General features: G+C 39.5%; 15 protein-coding genes. 13 read left to right on the plus strand and 2 right to left on the minus strand.

Annotation, left to right across the window (positions count from 1 at the left end):
• Positions 1-65: 65 nt before the first annotated feature.
• From B2V22_RS00185 to B2V22_RS00245, 13 genes are all read left to right on the plus strand, one after another.
• Positions 66-2624, plus strand: coding sequence for an ATP-dependent RecD-like DNA helicase (locus B2V22_RS00185; RefSeq protein ID WP_290489770.1), 2559 nt, complete (start codon positions 66-68; stop codon positions 2622-2624).
• A 300-nt stretch (positions 2625-2924) separates the two neighbouring features.
• On the plus strand, positions 2925-5567 hold the full coding sequence (gene alaS / locus B2V22_RS00190; RefSeq protein WP_290489771.1) for an alanine--tRNA ligase: 2643 nt from the start codon (positions 2925-2927) through the stop codon (positions 5565-5567).
• A gap of 64 nt (positions 5568-5631) precedes the next feature.
• Positions 5632-5895 (plus strand): IreB family regulatory phosphoprotein, encoded by a 264-nt coding sequence (locus tag B2V22_RS00195; protein WP_003140964.1) that lies wholly within the window; start codon positions 5632-5634, stop codon positions 5893-5895.
• A complete protein-coding gene (gene ruvX, locus B2V22_RS00200; RefSeq protein WP_290489773.1) occupies positions 5895-6314 on the plus strand; it encodes a Holliday junction resolvase RuvX in 420 nt (139 codons plus the stop codon). The genes B2V22_RS00195 and ruvX overlap by 1 nt, the downstream gene beginning before the upstream one ends.
• A gap of 189 nt (positions 6315-6503) precedes the next feature.
• The gene (locus tag B2V22_RS00205) at positions 6504-6803 is read left to right on the plus strand and encodes a DUF1292 domain-containing protein (protein ID WP_197558944.1); all 300 of its coding nucleotides are present in this window, start codon (positions 6504-6506) and stop codon (positions 6801-6803) included.
• Positions 6804-6984: 181 nt separating this feature from the next.
• Positions 6985-7464: an RrF2 family transcriptional regulator gene (locus B2V22_RS00210; protein ID WP_094517893.1), complete on the plus strand. Its 480-nt coding sequence runs from the start codon at positions 6985-6987 to the stop codon at positions 7462-7464.
• 18 nt (positions 7465-7482) lie between these two features.
• Complete coding sequence (locus B2V22_RS00215) at positions 7483-10098, plus strand: YhgE/Pip domain-containing protein (protein ID WP_290489776.1); 2616 nt, start codon at positions 7483-7485, stop codon at positions 10096-10098.
• Positions 10099-10323: 225 nt separating this feature from the next.
• Positions 10324-11445, plus strand: coding sequence for an endolytic transglycosylase MltG (gene mltG, locus B2V22_RS00220; RefSeq protein ID WP_290489777.1), 1122 nt, complete (start codon positions 10324-10326; stop codon positions 11443-11445).
• Between the two features lie 127 nt (positions 11446-11572).
• Positions 11573-12208 carry a uridine kinase gene (udk, locus tag B2V22_RS00225; RefSeq protein ID WP_290489778.1) on the plus strand — a complete coding sequence of 212 codons (636 nt, stop codon included), beginning with the start codon at positions 11573-11575 and terminating at the stop codon, positions 12206-12208.
• A 118-nt stretch (positions 12209-12326) separates the two neighbouring features.
• The gene (greA, locus tag B2V22_RS00230; RefSeq protein ID WP_290489779.1) at positions 12327-12806 is read left to right on the plus strand and encodes a transcription elongation factor GreA; all 480 of its coding nucleotides are present in this window, start codon (positions 12327-12329) and stop codon (positions 12804-12806) included.
• Positions 12807-12988: 182 nt separating this feature from the next.
• A complete protein-coding gene (gene liaF / locus B2V22_RS00235) occupies positions 12989-13747 on the plus strand; it encodes a cell wall-active antibiotics response protein LiaF (protein WP_290489781.1) in 759 nt (252 codons plus the stop codon).
• On the plus strand, positions 13744-14802 hold the full coding sequence (locus B2V22_RS00240) for a sensor histidine kinase (protein WP_290489782.1): 1059 nt from the start codon (positions 13744-13746) through the stop codon (positions 14800-14802). The genes liaF and B2V22_RS00240 overlap by 4 nt, the downstream gene beginning before the upstream one ends.
• On the plus strand, positions 14795-15427 hold the full coding sequence (locus tag B2V22_RS00245) for a response regulator (RefSeq protein ID WP_290489783.1): 633 nt from the start codon (positions 14795-14797) through the stop codon (positions 15425-15427). The genes B2V22_RS00240 and B2V22_RS00245 overlap by 8 nt, the downstream gene beginning before the upstream one ends.
• An 88-nt stretch (positions 15428-15515) precedes the next feature.
• Here B2V22_RS00245 and rnjA read toward each other — a convergent pair whose 3' ends face one another.
• Positions 15516-17189: a ribonuclease J1 gene (rnjA, locus tag B2V22_RS00250; protein WP_290489784.1), complete on the minus strand. Its 1674-nt coding sequence runs from the start codon at positions 17187-17189 to the stop codon at positions 15516-15518.
• On the minus strand, positions 17189-17407 hold the full coding sequence (locus B2V22_RS00255; RefSeq protein WP_003142522.1) for a DNA-directed RNA polymerase subunit epsilon: 219 nt from the start codon (positions 17405-17407) through the stop codon (positions 17189-17191). The genes rnjA and B2V22_RS00255 overlap by 1 nt, the downstream gene beginning before the upstream one ends.
• Positions 17408-17412: the final 5 nt, after the last annotated feature.

A 17412-nucleotide genomic window follows, 5' to 3' on the forward strand; every position in this document is an offset into this window, starting at 1 on the left:
CATTCTGAACTGGTTGAATATGCTATAATATGTAAGATTACTAAGACGAGGAAGGAGCAGCCAACATGCGACAAAATCAAAATCAACCAACAAGTGAAGATTATGTCATAGGTGAGGTAAAGGCGACCTTCTTTTTTAATGAAAGCAACTTTTATCGGGTAATGTCCGTTGAAATAGACGAAACCAATACCATGTATTCAGAAAAGGAAATCGTGATGACGGGAAACTTCCCAACTATTCAGGACGGGACGACCTATCACTTTAACGGGAAATTGGTGGACCACGCTAAATATGGTGTCCAATTCCAAGTGACTTCATATGAAGCACAAAAAATCACTTCTAAAGAAGGGTTAGTTCGCTTTCTATCATCCGAACAATTCCCAGGAATTGGGGATACGATTGCCAGTCGTATTGTCGATGCTTTTGGCGACCAAACCATTGATACTATTTTAAATGATGTAGAAGCCTTAAAAGTGGTTAAAGGTTTGTCTAAAAAGACAAGAACGATGTTACATGAGCGGATGGTTGAACAAAGAGGGAATGAACAAGTTTTCGTTAAGCTAGCTGAGATGGGCTTTTCATCGCGGTTGGCTGGGCAAATTTATGGCCTCTACCATAACGAAGCGGTCGAAATGATTGAAGAAAACCCATATATTTTGATCGACGATATTCGTGGTTTTGGTTTCCAAAAAGCAGACCAAATCGCTTTAAATATTGGTTTTCCCTTGGATTCACCAGTTCGGATTGCAGGGGGGATCATGTTTGTCCTAAACTTGGCAACCTTTGAATCGGGGAATACCTATGTCATGGAAGCGCCACTGATTGAGAAAACCCAAGAAGTCTTGATGCATGGTCAATCACAATTTATTGAAGCTAAACGCGTTCAAGATACCATTTCAGATATGAACGAAATAGGTAAGTTGATCTTATCTGAAGAAGGGCGGGTTGCCTTGCCAACTTTATACTTTGCTGAAGTGGGTATTGCCAAAATGATGGGGCAAATGCAGCAACCTCAGTATCAACCCCAATATCCGGGTGTTGATTTAGACGAAGAAATTCAAAAACTAGAACAAGACTTAGGTATTTCCTACGGACAGGCTCAAAAGAAAGCTATTAAAGAGGCCTTAACTTCCAAAATGTTTATCTTAACTGGGGGACCAGGGACAGGTAAGACAACGGTATTAAACGGCATCGTCCAATTGTATGCTCGTTTAAATGATATTTCCTTAAATGTAGAAGAATATGACCCAGGTGCTTTTCCAATTTCTTTAGCCGCTCCAACAGGGCGAGCCGCTAAACGAATGACTGAGATGATCCGCCTGCCAGCTTCTACTATTCACCGTCTACTTGGTTTAACAGGTGAAGAGGATGACAGCGAAGACGGCGAAGTATCAGGCATGCAACTAGAAACTGACTTGTTGATTATTGACGAAATGTCCATGGTGGATACATGGCTTGCCTATAAATTACTTTCAAATGTCCCTTCATTTATGCAAGTCATTTTTGTGGGGGATAAAGACCAGTTAGCTTCTGTAGGACCTGGACAAGTATTAGCTGACTTATTATCTTCACAGACAGTTAAAACGCGTGAATTAGATGAAATCTACCGTCAAAAAAACCAGTCGACCATTGTTCAATTAGCTCATCAGATTAAACAAGGTGTCGTCCCAAAAGACTTGATGATGAATCAACGTGACCGATCATTCTTCAAGGTGCAAGCGAATCAAATTGCAGACTTAGTTGCTATTGTAGCTAAGCGCGCTGTTGACAAAGGCTATCAAAAAAGAGATGTCCAAGTCTTGGCGCCACTCTATAAAGGACAGGCCGGGATTAATCATATCAATGAACGTTTGCAGGCGGTTTTAAATCCCAATGACGACGGCAAACGACGGGAGCTCGTCTATTTTGAGCAGACTTTCCGAGTTGGGGATAAGGTCTTGCAGCTAAAAAACCAAGCTGAGAAAAACGTCTTCAATGGAGATTTAGGTGAGATAGTAGCAATCTTTTTTGCCAAGGAGACGACTAACAAGGTGGACCAGATTGTGGTTGAATTCGACGAGGTTGAAGTGACCTATGAACGTAATGACTTCAATGAAATTACCTTAGCCTACTGTACATCCATTCATAAGTCGCAAGGGTCGGAATTTCCAATTGTGATAGTGCCTTTAGTTCCGCAACACCACCGGATGCTGAAGCGAAATTTATTATATACGGGGATTACCCGGGCCAAGCAGTCCCTGATTATGTGCGGTGAACCCGAGGCCTTTCAAACGGCCATTCAAAATGTGGACGCTAGTCGGCAAACCCAACTAAAGGACTTTCTGATGGAAGCTGTAGATGTTGATGAGCGGATGGCAACTGCGGTTGAAGTAGAAATAGAAAAAAAAGATGGGACAGTAGCAAAAGATCAAGCTGAAAGTCGGGCAGAAATGTCATCAGATGATGATTTAACGGAAAATGCCAGTCCAGAAACAGGAGATGCCACTGAAGCGCACGTAGAACTGGAACTGGCAGCTAACAGTGATCCAGAAGTTGAAGATTTTCGTCTGACAGCTGATTTAGTCCTGAGTCATACAATTGACCCTATGATTGGGATGGAAGGGATTAAGCCGGATGATTTTTAATTGGATACTGGCTTGAAAACTTGACAAATCAGGCATTCTGTCAGTATAATTTGGAATGTGAATAGACCAAAAAGTCTACAAGTGGAAAGAACCATATTTTATGAACCTTAGCGAGGATGATTAGGTGCAAGCATCCAACCATAAAATGCTCTCTTTCTAAACATTTAGTCGAAAGGCTACGCGCTAGCGTTATCCAGCAAGTAGAGAGGTAATGTCAACATAGCATTGCAAATGAGGTGGTACCGCGCAAAGTCGTCCTCAATTTGCATTGCTATGTTTTTTTATTTGAGGAGGACAATTATGAAACAGTTAACATCAGCAGAAATTCGCCAAATGTGGCTAGATTTTTGGCAATCTAAGGGTCATAGTGTGGAGCCAAGTGCTTCATTAGTACCGGTTCAAGACCCATCATTATTATGGATCAACTCAGGTGTTGCGACCTTGAAGAAATATTTTGATGGTTCTGTGGTACCAGAAAACCCGCGTATCACTAATTCACAAAAATCAATTCGTACTAATGATATTGAAAATGTTGGTGTGACGGCTCGCCACCATACTTTATTCGAAATGTTAGGAAACTTCTCTATAGGGGACTACTTCAAAGTGGAAGTGATTCCTTGGGCTTGGGAATTCTTAACTGATGAGAAATGGTTGGGCTTAGATCCTGAGAAATTGTATATGACTTACTATCCTGAAGATACTGAAACAGTTGAATTATGGCGTAAGGCAACTGGTTTATCTGATGACCACTATGTTCCAGTTGAAGACAACTTCTGGGATTTAGGTGCTGGTCCTTGTGGTCCTGATACCGAAATTTTCTATGATCGTGGTGAGAAATATCAAGACTTAGAGGATTCTGACCCAGAAATGTACCCAGGTGGGGAAAATGAGCGTTACTTAGAAATCTGGAATATTGTATTTTCACAATTCAACCATATGCCAAACGGCGAATATGTGCCTTTAAAACATAAAAATATTGATACTGGTATGGGACTAGAGCGTATGACTTCTGTTATCCAAGATGCACCAACAAATTTTGAAACAGACTTATTCTTACCAATCATCAAAGAAATCGAAACTTTAGGAACATCTGTAAAATACGGTGAAAAACCTGAAACAGACGTATCTTTTAAAGTGATCGCAGACCACGTTCGTGCAGTAACTTTTGCCATTAGTGACCGTGCATTACCTTCAAATGAGGGGCGGGGCTATATCTTACGTCGTTTAATTCGTCGTGCGATTATGCATGCGCGCCGTTTAGGTATTAAAGATAATTTCTTAACGAAATTAGTGCCCGTTGTTGGGGATATTATGGCCGATTTCTACCTTGAATTAAAAGCAGATCAAGACTTTATCCAAGATGTGATCAAAACAGAAGAAGACCGTTTTAACGAAACAATCAACGAAGGGGAAGCAATTATTCAAGAAGTGATTGCAACGCTTGAAGCAGAACATAATAAAGTGATGTCTGGTGCGCAAGCCTTTAAATTATATGATACTTACGGATTCCCATTAGAATTGACCCAAGAATACTTGGAAGAAGTGGGGATTGATGTTGATTTATCTGGCTTTGAAGAAGCGATGAAAGCACAAAGAGAACGTGCACGTGCAGCACGTAAAGATTCAACTGGTATGGCTGTGCAATCTGAAGTGTTAAGCGAAATTGATGTGCCATCAACTTATGTTGGTTACGACCAATTATTCGTTGAAACACGCGTGAATACCATTGTGTCAGGAGACGCACTGGTGTCGTCAGCAGAAGCTGGGGATGAGGTATACCTAGTTGCTGAGCAGACAACATTTTACGCTGAAATGGGTGGGCAAATTGCGGATACAGGTGACGTCTTAGACGAAGATGGTCAATTAATTGGACATGTTGTAAATGTTGTTCGTGCGCCAAATGGTCAACACTTACATGAAGTGAAATTAGACGCAGCAATCGTCTTGGACCAAACTATTCAATTAAAGGTAGACCGTCGTCGCCATCATTCAATCGAGAAAAACCATACAGCAACCCATTTATTACACCAAGCATTGAAAGATGTTTTAGGTGACCATGCTAACCAAGCGGGTTCATTGGTAACAGCTGACCATTTACGTTTCGACTTCTCTCATTTCGGGCAAGTTACGGACGAAGAATTAGCTGAAATGGAAGCGAAAGTAAATGAAGCAATCGCGGAAGCCTTCCCAGTAATCACAACAGTGACTTCAATTGCTGAAGCAAGAGCCGCTGGTGCACAAGCTTTATTCGGTGAAAAATACGGTAGCGAAGTGCGCATGGTAGATATTAATAAGTGGTCAATCGAACTTTGTGGAGGAACACACGTTGACAATACAGCTGAAATCGGTCTATTTAAGATTACTTCAGAATCTGGTATTGGGGCTGGTGTTCGTCGTATTGAAGCCGTAACTTCATTAGCAGCTATCCAAGAATATAAGATTCAAGAAAATATCTTGAAACAAATCGCTACAAATCTTAAAGCTGGTAAATTCTCAAATATTGTTTCACGTTTACAACAATTTAGAGAAGAACATAAGGAAACTTTACAGCAATTAAGTGCTTTACGTGATAAAATGAATGCGCAAGCTGCAGGACAAATTTTTGACCATGTTGAAACGGCTGGTGCTTACACAGTGATCGCTGAGCACGTACCAAACCGTTCAATGGACGATTTACGTAAGATTGCGGATGAGTGGAAACAAAAAGACGCTTCTGATATCCTTGTGCTAGCGACTTCAGTAGATGATAAAGCAAATCTATTAATTGCTGTTGGTCAAGATGCTGTCAAAGCGGGTGTTAAAGCTGGTGACCTGATTAAACAAGTCGCACCTAAAATTGGTGGGGGCGGTGGTGGTCGTCCAGACATGGCCCAAGCTGGCGGTAAAAATCCAACAGGAATTGATGAAGCACTTACGTTTGCGAAAGAAATTATTGGCAAATAATGACGATTTCTTGTTAAAATACGGATAATTAGGTAAACTATAGATAATATTTGGAGGTGTTCTGATGAGTAATAAAGATGAAACAGTCCTATTCAATTTCGGAGAAAACAACGAAAAGGATGTCAAAGAGACATTAGAAATCGTATATGATTCTCTTAAAGAGAAAGGGTACAACCCAGTAAATCAAATCGTTGGTTATTTATTATCTGGTGATCCAGCTTATATTCCACGTCATAACGAAGCGCGTAACATTATCCGTTATCATGACCGCGATGAAATTCTTGAAGAATTAATTGTGAATTACATGAAACAATCTGGTCGCGAGTAATGCGATACATGGGGTTAGATGTTGGGTCTAAAACAGTAGGTGTAGCTGTTTCTGATCCATTCGGTTGGACGGCCCAAGGGGTAGAAATCATTCCAATCGATGAAGAAGTAGAAGAATTCGGTTTGGACCGGCTTGGTGAATTAATTGCTGAGTATAAGGTAGAAGCATTAGTTCTTGGTTTACCCAAGAATATGAACAATTCTATCGGTCCACGCGCTGAAGCCTCACAAAAATACGGCGAACTTGTGAAAGAACGGTTTGATTTGCCAGTCTTTTATCAAGATGAGCGGTTAACAACTGTTCAAGCAGAACGGATGTTAATTGCCAACGATGTCAGTCGTAAGAAGCGTAAGAAAGTGATTGACAAGTTGGCTGCGGTATTGATTCTGCAGAATTATTTAGATGCCCACCCATCGTAGTAAGTGTACGGAAAGTCGCTTAGAATTGACGCGCTGGTCCAAAAACCGAACAGTTACTGTAAAGTAATTGGCGCAATTTAGTAAGCGTCGGATAATTGTGACTTTTCAAGCCTAATATGATGGCTATTGATAGATATTGATTGAGTCCGTTACAGGCTCAACACACGAGAGAAAAAAGGAGATTTACAAATGACTGAACATCATGAACACGACCACGAAGGTCACGACCACATTACAATTGTTGACGAGGAAGGTAACGAGCAATTATTCGAAATTCTGTTTACATTTGATTCAGAAGATTTCGGTAAATCATATGTTATCGTCTACCCAGCAGGCGTATCTGACGAAGAGGGCGTAGAACTACAAGCTTTCTCTTACGTTGAAAGTGAAGACGGTTTTGAAGGTCAATTAAATCCTATTGAAACTGAAGAAGAATGGGATATGGTAGAAGAAGTATTAGCAACATTTATCGAAGACGAAGATTTATAATCTGTCGCTTTAAGTAAATGTCAATAAAAGAGAGAAAGCATCCAATTGATTTTGGGTGCTTTTTTCATGGAAAAAACTAAATAAATAATTGATGAGAAGAGTGGAAAATACTTGTAAATGAAATAATCAAGAGATAGAATGTATCCATAGATAAATTTTGTCCAGGAATGGAGGGTATTCAATGAAGATGAAAAGTGGGGTTGAACAAGCCCTTTGTATAATGATTATGCTGGCAACCCAGGCCGATCACCGTCCCATAAAAAGTACAATTTTAAGTCGGCGTCTTGAGGTGTCTGATTCATACCTGAAAAAAATCATGCGTTCTTTGGTGGTTTCAGGTTTGGTGCATTCTATAGCTGGTAAGGATGGCGGTTTTGTATTAAAGAAATCACCTAAAGATATGACGATGTTACATATTTATGAAGCGATTGAGGGCAAAGAAAGTTTTGTTCGACCAACAAATTTAGCAGAAAAAGTATTTTTACATGCTGATAAAATTAAGAATAAAAAACGCGAAGTATTAGATGTATTTTCTGATGCTGAGCAATTATTTAAACAACGATTACAAAAATATACACTTGAATCATTATTAATGGCAGGCACTAATGAAGTGAATGTTATAGATTGGGAATCAATTGTTACTTCTAACGAAAAAGAATAAGAATGGACGTGTGCTGCTTTGATTAAGCAAGAATGGCAATCAATATTTACAAAGAAAAAAATGATCATTATTTTACTAGGGATAGCTTTTATTCCTTCGTTATACACAGTAATTTTTTTGAGTTCTATGTGGGATCCATATGGAAAACTTTCGAATTTACCAGTAGCCGTTGTGAATGAAGACAAGGCAGTTCAATATAATGATGAAAACTTAGCAATAGGGGATAATTTAGTGGATGAGTTGGAAAATTCAGATGAAATGGATTTTGAATTTGTGTCAAAATCAGATGCTGAGGATGGATTAAAAGATGGTGATTACTATATGGTCATCACCATTCCCGAAAATTTCTCAGAAAACGCCACGAGCTTACTTGAAGATGAACCCAAACAAATGACCTTAAATTATGAAACCAGCGCGGGACATTCTTATATTGCCTCCAAGCTAACCTCTTCTGCAGCTAATACGATTAAGGATTCGGTATCTAGCGAAGTGACTAAAATATACGCGGAAACAATTTTTGCACAATTACAAACTGTGGCAGATAAAATGCAAGATGCTGCGGATGGTGGTAGTCAAATTAAAGACGGTGTAGAAGAAGCTGCAGATGGAAATGCTACAATAACAGAAAATTTAAACACTTTAGCATCATCAAGTCTAATTTTTGCTGATGGGGCAGATAGCTTAGATGTTGGTTTAAACACATATATTGATGGTGTCAGTCAAGTAAACGAAGGTGCTACGGCTTTAAACGAAGGTACCAGTCAATTAACAGATAGTATGCCTGCCTTGACATCGGGCGTAAGTCAATTGACTAGCGGTGCAGGCGATTTAGCTGATGGTAGTGCTACTCTAAGTGCTGGGTTAACTACTTTGTCTGATAATACAGTGACATTAGCAGATGGCGCTAATAGTTTGAACGATGGCATGGTGCAATTAGCTGAAGGGAGTCAGGCTTTAACAGATGGCTTATCACAATTAAATGCGAATCTAACAAGCGAAGAACAGGCTGCGAAAATAACAGCTTTACAAACCGGATTAGATCAAATGAAATCAGGTTTAGATAATTTAGATAGTAGTTTACAGAATTCAAGTTTAGCTGGAGACTTATCAGATGTTACTGGCCAATTAGAGACATTATCAACTGCAATGGCAGATGTGCAAACACAATTGACCAGTATTGTAGCAGTTAGTGACCCAACTAGTAATACAGAAGCTATTTTAACAGCAATTGAAGCAAGCGGGGCTGAATTAACGCCTGAACAAGAGGCTGCAGTTAGTACGGCTGTTGCAAACCAATTTACGACAGTGGCCACTACTCAAGCGGGCTCAGTTCAAACGATTTCTACTGATTTATCGTCGCTATCTAGTTTGCAAGACGTTGATGTCACGGCAATTGGTAGCCAGATTGCTAATTTACAAGCAAGTGTTCATCAATTAACTGAAGGGTATGATGCTTTATATGATGGTACCAATACCTTAATTGATGGCGTTAACCAAGTGGCATCTAGTAGCAATACCTTATTAGCGGGCGCACAGACACTGGATGCTGGAATAGATCAAGCACAAAGTGGTGCTACTGCATTAGCTTCAGGTATGAGTCAACTGAATGACGGTACCCAAGAATTGAATGCGGGTGGTTTATCACTAACAGATGGTTCTAATCAATTGAGTGAAGGTCTAAATACATTAAATAGCCAAACAGGCACTTTGGCTGATGGCGCCATTCAATTGCAAGCAGGTACACAAGCCTTGGCTGATGGTACTGGCCAACTAGTTGCTAATAGCGGTCAATTAACTGATGGTACTAGCCAACTTGCAGATGGTGCAGGGCAAATTGCAGATGGGGCAGATCAATTGGCGAATGGTTCACAAACATTAGGTGACGGCCTAGGCACAATCGCTGTTGGTACATCTGAATTAAGTACACAGTTAGCGAATGGTAGTCAAACGCTGAACGAAGTTGATGCAACTGACAATACGTATGACATGATGGCAGAACCAGTCGACACTAATCAAACTGAAACCGCACCAATTCCAAATAATGGTACAGGGATGGCGCCATATATGATGTCTGTTGCTTTATTCATCGGTGCAATTACCTTAAATCTAATGTTCGATAGTTATACACCTAAAGGTCGCCCTAAAAATGGCATCAGCTGGTGGGCAAGTAAATTCTCTGTGTTGGCAGTGGTTGGTATTTTACAATCCTTGATTATGGTATTTCTATTACATACAGTGAATGGTTTAGAAACATTTTCTATGAGTAAAACATTACTCGTAACGATAATAACGGCCTTAACTTCAATTTCGATTGTCATGTTATTTAATTTATTGTTTGATAAAATTGGCTCTTTCATAATGTTAATTTTCTTGATTTTACAACTGTCAGGTTCAGGTGGTACCTATCCAATTCAATTGTCAAATCCATTCTTTGAAGCGATCCATCCCTACCTACCAATTACTTATTCTGTAGATGCCTACAGACAATTATTCGGTATAGGTGGTAGCATACGCACTGATGTATTTGTTTTAACGTCAATTCTGATTGTGTTCACGCTTTTAATCATTCTCTTCTACACTATAAAGTACAAGAAATTGAAAGCAAATGACTTTAAGACGCAAGCAGCAGTGTAGTGCAATTTTGTTAAAAACACGGTTAAGGGAATGTTACCTTACCGTGTTTTTTGATGTGGATTCAATTGTAGTCGGATTTCGCATCCTTTCTGACCGCCCGCGCTCTCATCCTGTGCAATATTACAGTTTTCTTACGTTTGTTTGTATTTATCTAACATTTATATAGAAAAATTACCCTTTCATGTATAATGAGAGTAATGATTTTACTAGAAGAGGAGTCGCTATATGTCTAAGAAAGCACGCGAAGATTTTTACAAAAAGCAAAAAGATCTTGATCGTAAAGCAGAATCTACTGCTTCGAAAATAGCTAAATGGTTTTTAGTGGTTGCAGCAGCACTTATTGTGGTTGTTGGTTTATCCCTATCGTTTATGATTTTTACAGGAGGTATCGGCAGCTCTGATGAAACTGTCGAAGTTACCATACCAGAAGGGTCGACAACAGCTGATATTGCAGGTATCTTGGATGATGAAGGCATTATCTTTAACGATTTCCTTTTTACAACTTATTTAAGATTCTTTGGGGACGACGCGATTGAAGCGGGGACTTACACCTTACACAAGAATCTAGGTTATACAGATGCGAATAACGAACTACAACAAGGGGCTACAGCTCAAGTTGATTCAGTTGCTATTCCTGAAGGTTCATCACTAGAGGCCATTTCGCAAATTATTGCAGACGCACTTGGCATTGAACAAGAAGACGCTTTAGCACAAATGACGGATGACGCTTTATTCGATGAATTATTGGCGACATATCCAGACTTATTGACTGACGTATCGGAAAATGACGACGTGCGCTACAAGTTGGAAGGGTACTTATACCCAGCAACTTATGAATTGTCATCCACTGCAACGGTCGCAGACATCGTGACTATGATGGTTGGTGAAATGGAAAATGTTCGACAAACCCATACTGCTGAAATTGAAGCGTCTGGTTTCACCTTCCACGAATTCTTAACCTTAGCTTCATTGGTTGAAGCAGAGGCATCTTCGCTAGAAGACCGTGAAATGATTGCTGGTGTATTCATCAACCGTTTAGAAATCGATATGCCAATTCAATCAGATATTTCAGTTTTATATGCGAACAATACGCATTCTGCATACGTAACGAATGAGGATGCTGCAGTTGATTCACCGTATAACTTGTACATCAACACTGGTTTTGGCCCGGGACCATTTAACAACCCTGGTATTGAAGCTATCGAAGCTTCTATGAATCCAACAGAATCTGACTACCTATACTTTGTGGCTGATTTAACAACCGGTGAAGTATATTATTCAGAAACATACGAAGAGCATGATGCTTTAGTTGAACAATATGTATCTGAGGAGAATGCTGACTTATAATCAGATGGGTCTAATGCGATTAAAAAAATAAAAATAGCTTGAATTTACTTGCAATTGAGAACATTTTTCTCTATATTTAATAGCAGTGAATTCGAGCTTATTTTTATATCAGGAAGGTGTGTTTTGAATGCGTAAGCCAATCATCATCGGTGTAACAGGGGGTACTGGTTCTGGTAAGACTACTGTAACCCGTAAAATTATTGAGGAATTTGGAGATGTAAGTTTAGCTTATATTCCACAAGATGCCTATTATAAAGATCAAAGTCACTTAACAATGGATGAACGTGTGTTAACTAACTACGACCACCCATTTGCCTTTGACAACGACTTACTTAGCGACCATATTAGACAATTATTAGATGGACAAGCTGTCCAAATGCCGGTTTATGATTTTACTCAACACAATCGTGCAGAAGAAACGATTCGTGTAGAACCTAAAGAAGTGATTATTATTGAAGGTATCTTAATCTTCTCTGATAATGAGCTTCGTGATTTGATGGATATTAAAGTCTTTGTAGATACAGATGACGACATTCGTATCATCCGTCGTATTAAACGTGATATGGCTGAACGTGGCCGTTCATTAGATTCAATTATCGACATGTACACATCGATTGTTAAACCGATGCATGAGCAATTTATTGAACCTACAAAAAAATTCGCGGATATTATCATCCCTGAAGGTGGGTCAAATAATGTGGCAATCGATTTGATGACGACAAAAATCCGTTCAATCATTCCAAATGATTTAAAAATTGATTAATTAAAATTTTATTAGACGATATCAGATAAAGTGTATTGCAAAATTTCTAGTTCCATGATATTGTGGGTCTATTCACTTTTGATAAGTTGAAATTACTATTGTTGTTAGGAGTAAAAGTATGGCAGAAGAAGTATACCCAATGACCCAAGAAGGTCTTGAGAAAATTCAACAAGATTTAGACGAGTTAAAAATTGTAAAACGTAAAGAAATCGTAGAACGAATCAAAATCGCACGTTCATACGGAGATTTATCAGAAAACTCTGAATATGAAGCAGCTAAGGATGAACAAGCTTTCGTTGAAGGGCAAATTCAAAAATTAGAAAAAATGGTTCGTTACGCTAAAATTATCGATCCAAATGAAATCGATGAGGGTATTGTTTCATTAGGTCGTAAAGTAACTTTTATTGAGTTACCTGATGGCGACGAAGAAGTCTACTCAATTGTTGGTCGTGCAGAAGCAGATCCATTAGATGGTAAAATTTCTAATGAATCACCGATTGCACAAGCATTGATTGGTAAAAGAGTGAACGATGAAGTAACAATCGAAACACCAGGCGGCGACATGGTTGTTAAAATCACAAGCGTTGACGCAATCTAATTCAAGCAAATTTCAAGACATATCTCTACCATTCGCGTGGTGAAGATATGTCTTTTTTACTGTAATGGTAAACTTTAAGGCTTAGGTCCAATGTAAAAGGCATTCAGCTCTCATAAAATGGTCATATATAGTGAGATGTAGAAGTGGTATGATTAGAGTATATAATTAGAATGGAGGGCATTATGAGAAATCTTTGGATGATTTTAGCTTGTTTTGCCGGATTGATTGTTTTTACCGGCTTATTAATTAAGCCAGAAAATTTGATTGCCATTGTTGTGGGTTGCGGGCTATTAGCTGTAAGTAACCGGGTAAAATTAAAAATAACTGCAGATAAGAAAAAACAAAGTTGGTTAAACTTAATTCTTGTTGCCACAGGGTGTTTTCTGATTTTTATTGGGATTGTGACTTTGCCATATATTTCAAGTGTTTTATTGACTATGGTGATTGTTGGCTTGATCTACTATGCGATTGTGAGAGACAAGTCGGAAAATGACCATCATGACTTAACCTTACGACAAACCAAAATTGTAGATGCTGAAGAGGGTGCATATAAGGATCAAGAGAAGGTAGCTTTCCTTGAATTCGACTACTTGTTCAACAACGGTCCTTACAAGGAAGCGGTATACGCTTGGGAAGATGTGGAAATGTATCATCTATATGCCAATACATTTATCGATTTCGGGTCAACAATTGTCCCTGTTGGTACCAATGTGGTCGTAATTAACCAACTAATCGGTCAGACGAAACTGGTTGTACCTGAAGGGGTAGGTCTTGAATTACATGCCAATGGTTTTCGTACTGAAGTCAATTGGAATGGGGAAAAAGTGGCCCTAAACAACGAGCGCAAAACCTTTGAGAGCGCTACTTATCAGCAAAGTAACCGAAAAATTTACTTGCAAGTTTCTCAAGGTTGGGGGACAGTTGAGGTGGTCTTTCTATGAGAAGCCGTCGCTTTTTAACTATTTTCCTAGTTATATGGTTATCCCTTTTGACATTAGCGATTGGGGTATATTTATTCCTCATAGTTGTACCAAATACCATAAATATCGATCGGTCATATCTTGAATTAGCACGGTTGGCTCTGCCCTTCGTTTATCTGTTAGTCATTAATATAATGATTTCATTGATTGCTAGCTTTGTCTTGTATTTCTTTCTATACAAGGATGAGCATAAATTAACGGCTAAGCTAACTGCCTTGGCTGCTAGAAAATATGATTCACCCATTTTTCAAGAAGGTGCGGGCATCCATACCAGCGAGCAAGTGGATGCACAAATCGAGCGGTTGAGGGCCATGTTTCAGAATATGGAAATGGCTTTACAAGCCAAAACGGTGGCAGATGAGGCAACTTATGAGATGAACCGAAACGAACTAATCAAAGAGGAACGACAACGGATTGCGCGGGAATTGCATGATTCAGTGAGTCAGCAATTATTTGCTATGACCATGATTTTATCGGCCATTCAAGAGCAGGCGGACAATATGAATCCTGTAAACCGGCAATTAATCGGTAAGGTGGCAGATATGGTGGACCAGGCACAAGCTGAAATGCGTTCCTTACTACTCCATCTGCGGCCAATTTCCTTAACCAATCAAAGCCTTGCTGAGGGGATTGAACAACTCTTTAGGGAGTTGGAAACCAAGGTTAAAATTAACTTTGAAGCCTCCGTAACGGATGTCCAGCTATTACCCGAGGTAGAGAACCACCTATTCCGAATCGTTCAGGAATTATTATCCAATTCTTTACGTCATGCTAAAGCGCAGATTATAGAGTGTCATTTATATGAAAAAGATCGGAATATCTATTTGCGATTTTCGGATGACGGCGTAGGTTTTGATACCGATAAGGAACTGCTACAAACTGGTGGTTATGGCCTGAAAAATATACAAGAGCGGGTGGCTCAGCTTGGTGGCTCTACCAATATTATTTCCTTTGAAAAACAGGGAACTTTGATACAAATCGTGATACCAAGAAAAATGGAGGCAATGTATGATTAGCGTATTGTTAGTAGATGACCATGAAATGGTCAGATTAGGCGTTTCTACCTACTTATCTACCCAATCAGACCTAAAGATAGTAGGAGAGGCTAAAGACGGGTTAGAGGGCAAGAAAATGGCCTTATCCCTGCAACCAGATATTATTTTGATGGATTTGGTCATGGACAATGTGGATGGGATTCAAGCTACGCAAGAAATCCTAGCTGAATGGCCAGAAGCCAATATTTTAATCATCACTTCCTTTATTGATGATGAAAAGGTGTATCCAGCTATGGAAGCTGGGGCTAAGGGCTATATTTTAAAAACGTCTTCTGCCAGTGAAATTGCATCAGCCATTCGCCGAACTTATGCTGGTGAATCTGTCATTGCCCCCACAGTGAATGAAAAACTGATTGCCCATGAAGTTGAAGCCAACCGCCACCATCTTCATGACGACCTCACCACACGTGAACGAGAAGTCTTGCAGTTAATTGCGGCTGGTAAATCAAACCAAGAGATTGCTGACGAATTGTTCATCACCTTGAAAACTGTCAAAACCCATGTATCTAATATTTTGTCCAAACTTGGGGTGGAAGACCGGACCCAAGCGACGATATACGCCTTCCAAAACCAGTTGGTTGAATAGATTACTGATAACAGAAAAGCAAAAACCTGCGATGAAAGCTAACTTAGTTAAACATCGCAGGTTTATTTTTTATTATGAATAATCTTGATTAAACAGGCATTACGACTGCCATAATCATTGGGTTACGTTTAGTACGTTTATACAAGAATGGTTGTAGAGCATTTTGCATAGCGTCACGTAAGATTTTTTCGTTAACCTTCTTACCAGAATTTAGATGACCGATAACAGTGGTACGGATTACTTTTTGTGCATCTTGGATTAAACCAACTGATTCACGCATATAAATGAAACCACGAGAAACGATATCAGGACCAGCGAGTAACTCATTCTTAGTAAAGTCAACAGATACAACTGCTAGAACTAAACCGTCTTCAGAAAGGTTATGACGGTCTCGTAAAACAATGTTACCAATATCCCCAATACCTTTACCATCAACGTAGACTGCTTCACCAGGGAAGCTACCTGCACGACGAGCAGAGTCTTGTGTTAAAGCTAAGACTTCACCGTTTTGCATGATAAAGATGTTGTCGTGTGGAATACCAACTAATTCAGCTTGCTCCGCTTGGATAGATAGCATACGGTATTCACCGTGGACTGGCATGAAGTACTTCGGTTTCATCAATGACAGCATTAATTTTTGTTCTTGCTGACCACCGTGTCCTGAAGTATGAACATTGTTTACCTTACCATGGATAACTTCCGCACCTGCAGCAAGCAATTGGTTGATCACTTGGTTTACAGATAAGGTGTTACCTGGGATTGGGCTAGATGAGAAGATCACAGTATCATCGGGTTGGATAGAGATTTGACGGTGGGTACCGTTAGCAATCCGAGATAGGGCCGCCATGGGCTCACCTTGAGAACCTGTACACATGATTAAGATTTCATTTGCTGGGTATTGGTTGATCTCATTACTTTGGATGAAGGCATCTTCACCAACGTTGAAGTAGCCAAGTTCGATAGCGTTTCGGATGGCAGCTTCCATAGATCGACCAAAGACAGCTATTTTCCGACCTTGGGCTACAGCCACGTCAATGGCTTGTGATAGACGGGAAATATTTGAAGCGAATGAGGCGAAGATAATTCGACCTTCAATACTTGACATGATATCTGCCAATGATTCACCAACAGCACGTTCTGATTGGGTAAAACCTGGAATCTCAGCGTTTGTTGAGTCACCAAGTAACAATAGCACGCCTTCTTCACCAATTTTAGCCATTTTATGGATATCAGCAGGTTGACCTACTGGGGTGAAGTCAAATTTGTAGTCACCGGTAAATACCACGTTTCCTGGTGGGGTCTTTACAACAATCCCCATTGCGTCAGGAATAGAGTGGGTCGTGCGGTAGAAAGATACGGATGTTTTTCTAAACTTGATCACAGAGTCTTCATCGATAATATGTAATTCTGCGTCACGTAATAAACCGTGTTCTTCTAATTTATTTTTGATTAGAGCCATGGCTAATTTGCCAGCATAAATCGGAATGTTAATTTGTTTCAGTAAGAAAGGAATACCCCCGATATGGTCTTCATGACCGTGGGTGATGAATAAACCTTTTACTTTTTGTTCGTTTTGAATTAAGTATTGGTAGTTAGCGATAACGTAGTCAATACCTAACAAATCGTCTTCTGGGAATTTAACCCCAGCGTCTAATAATAAAATTTCGTCTTGAAATTGGACTCCATAAGAGTTTTTACCGATTTCGTCTAATCCCCCGAAAGCGAAAACGCCAACTTCATTATTTTTTATATCAACTTTCATTAATTAGAAAGCTCCACAACTTTAAAGTCTGGATTTTGTTGTTCGTATTCTAAATGCGCACCTTCAAGTGGTTGGATAAACTCTACTAGATAGGGGGTTTCATTCTCTAGATGGGCACGAACCTCACGTTTAGTTTCAGCTTGGACATACATAGTGTGTGTTGATTCACGACGTGGTACTTCAGTCAATGAATCTTGATAAGTTACTTTAAAAATCATTTTTT

The sequence above is a fragment of the Aerococcus sp. UBA6277 genome (assembly GCF_002440555.1).
In the GTDB taxonomy this organism is placed as follows: Bacteria; Bacillota; Bacilli; order Lactobacillales; family Aerococcaceae; genus Aerococcus.

What these genes read in the sequence shown, in the direction of transcription:
- B2V22_RS00185 (WP_290489770.1), top strand. Translation starts at nt 66, where the DNA reads ATGCGACAAAATCAAAATCAACCAACAAGTGAAGATTATGTCATAGGT.
- alaS (WP_290489771.1), top strand. Translation starts at nt 2,925, where the DNA reads ATGAAACAGTTAACATCAGCAGAAATTCGCCAAATGTGGCTAGATTTT.
- B2V22_RS00195 (WP_003140964.1), top strand. Translation starts at nt 5,632, where the DNA reads ATGAGTAATAAAGATGAAACAGTCCTATTCAATTTCGGAGAAAACAAC.
- ruvX (WP_290489773.1), top strand. Translation starts at nt 5,895, where the DNA reads ATGCGATACATGGGGTTAGATGTTGGGTCTAAAACAGTAGGTGTAGCT.
- B2V22_RS00205 (WP_197558944.1), top strand. Translation starts at nt 6,504, where the DNA reads ATGACTGAACATCATGAACACGACCACGAAGGTCACGACCACATTACA.
- B2V22_RS00210 (WP_094517893.1), top strand. Translation starts at nt 6,985, where the DNA reads ATGAAGATGAAAAGTGGGGTTGAACAAGCCCTTTGTATAATGATTATG.
- mltG (WP_290489777.1), top strand. Translation starts at nt 10,324, where the DNA reads ATGTCTAAGAAAGCACGCGAAGATTTTTACAAAAAGCAAAAAGATCTT.
- udk (WP_290489778.1), top strand. Translation starts at nt 11,573, where the DNA reads ATGCGTAAGCCAATCATCATCGGTGTAACAGGGGGTACTGGTTCTGGT.
- greA (WP_290489779.1), top strand. Translation starts at nt 12,327, where the DNA reads ATGGCAGAAGAAGTATACCCAATGACCCAAGAAGGTCTTGAGAAAATT.
- liaF (WP_290489781.1), top strand. Translation starts at nt 12,989, where the DNA reads ATGAGAAATCTTTGGATGATTTTAGCTTGTTTTGCCGGATTGATTGTT.
- B2V22_RS00240 (WP_290489782.1), top strand. Translation starts at nt 13,744, where the DNA reads ATGAGAAGCCGTCGCTTTTTAACTATTTTCCTAGTTATATGGTTATCC.
- B2V22_RS00245 (WP_290489783.1), top strand. Translation starts at nt 14,795, where the DNA reads ATGATTAGCGTATTGTTAGTAGATGACCATGAAATGGTCAGATTAGGC.
- rnjA (WP_290489784.1), bottom strand. Translation starts at nt 17,189, where the DNA reads ATGAAAGTTGATATAAAAAATAATGAAGTTGGCGTTTTCGCTTTCGGG.
- B2V22_RS00255 (WP_003142522.1), bottom strand. Translation starts at nt 17,407, where the DNA reads ATGATTTTTAAAGTAACTTATCAAGATTCATTGACTGAAGTACCACGT.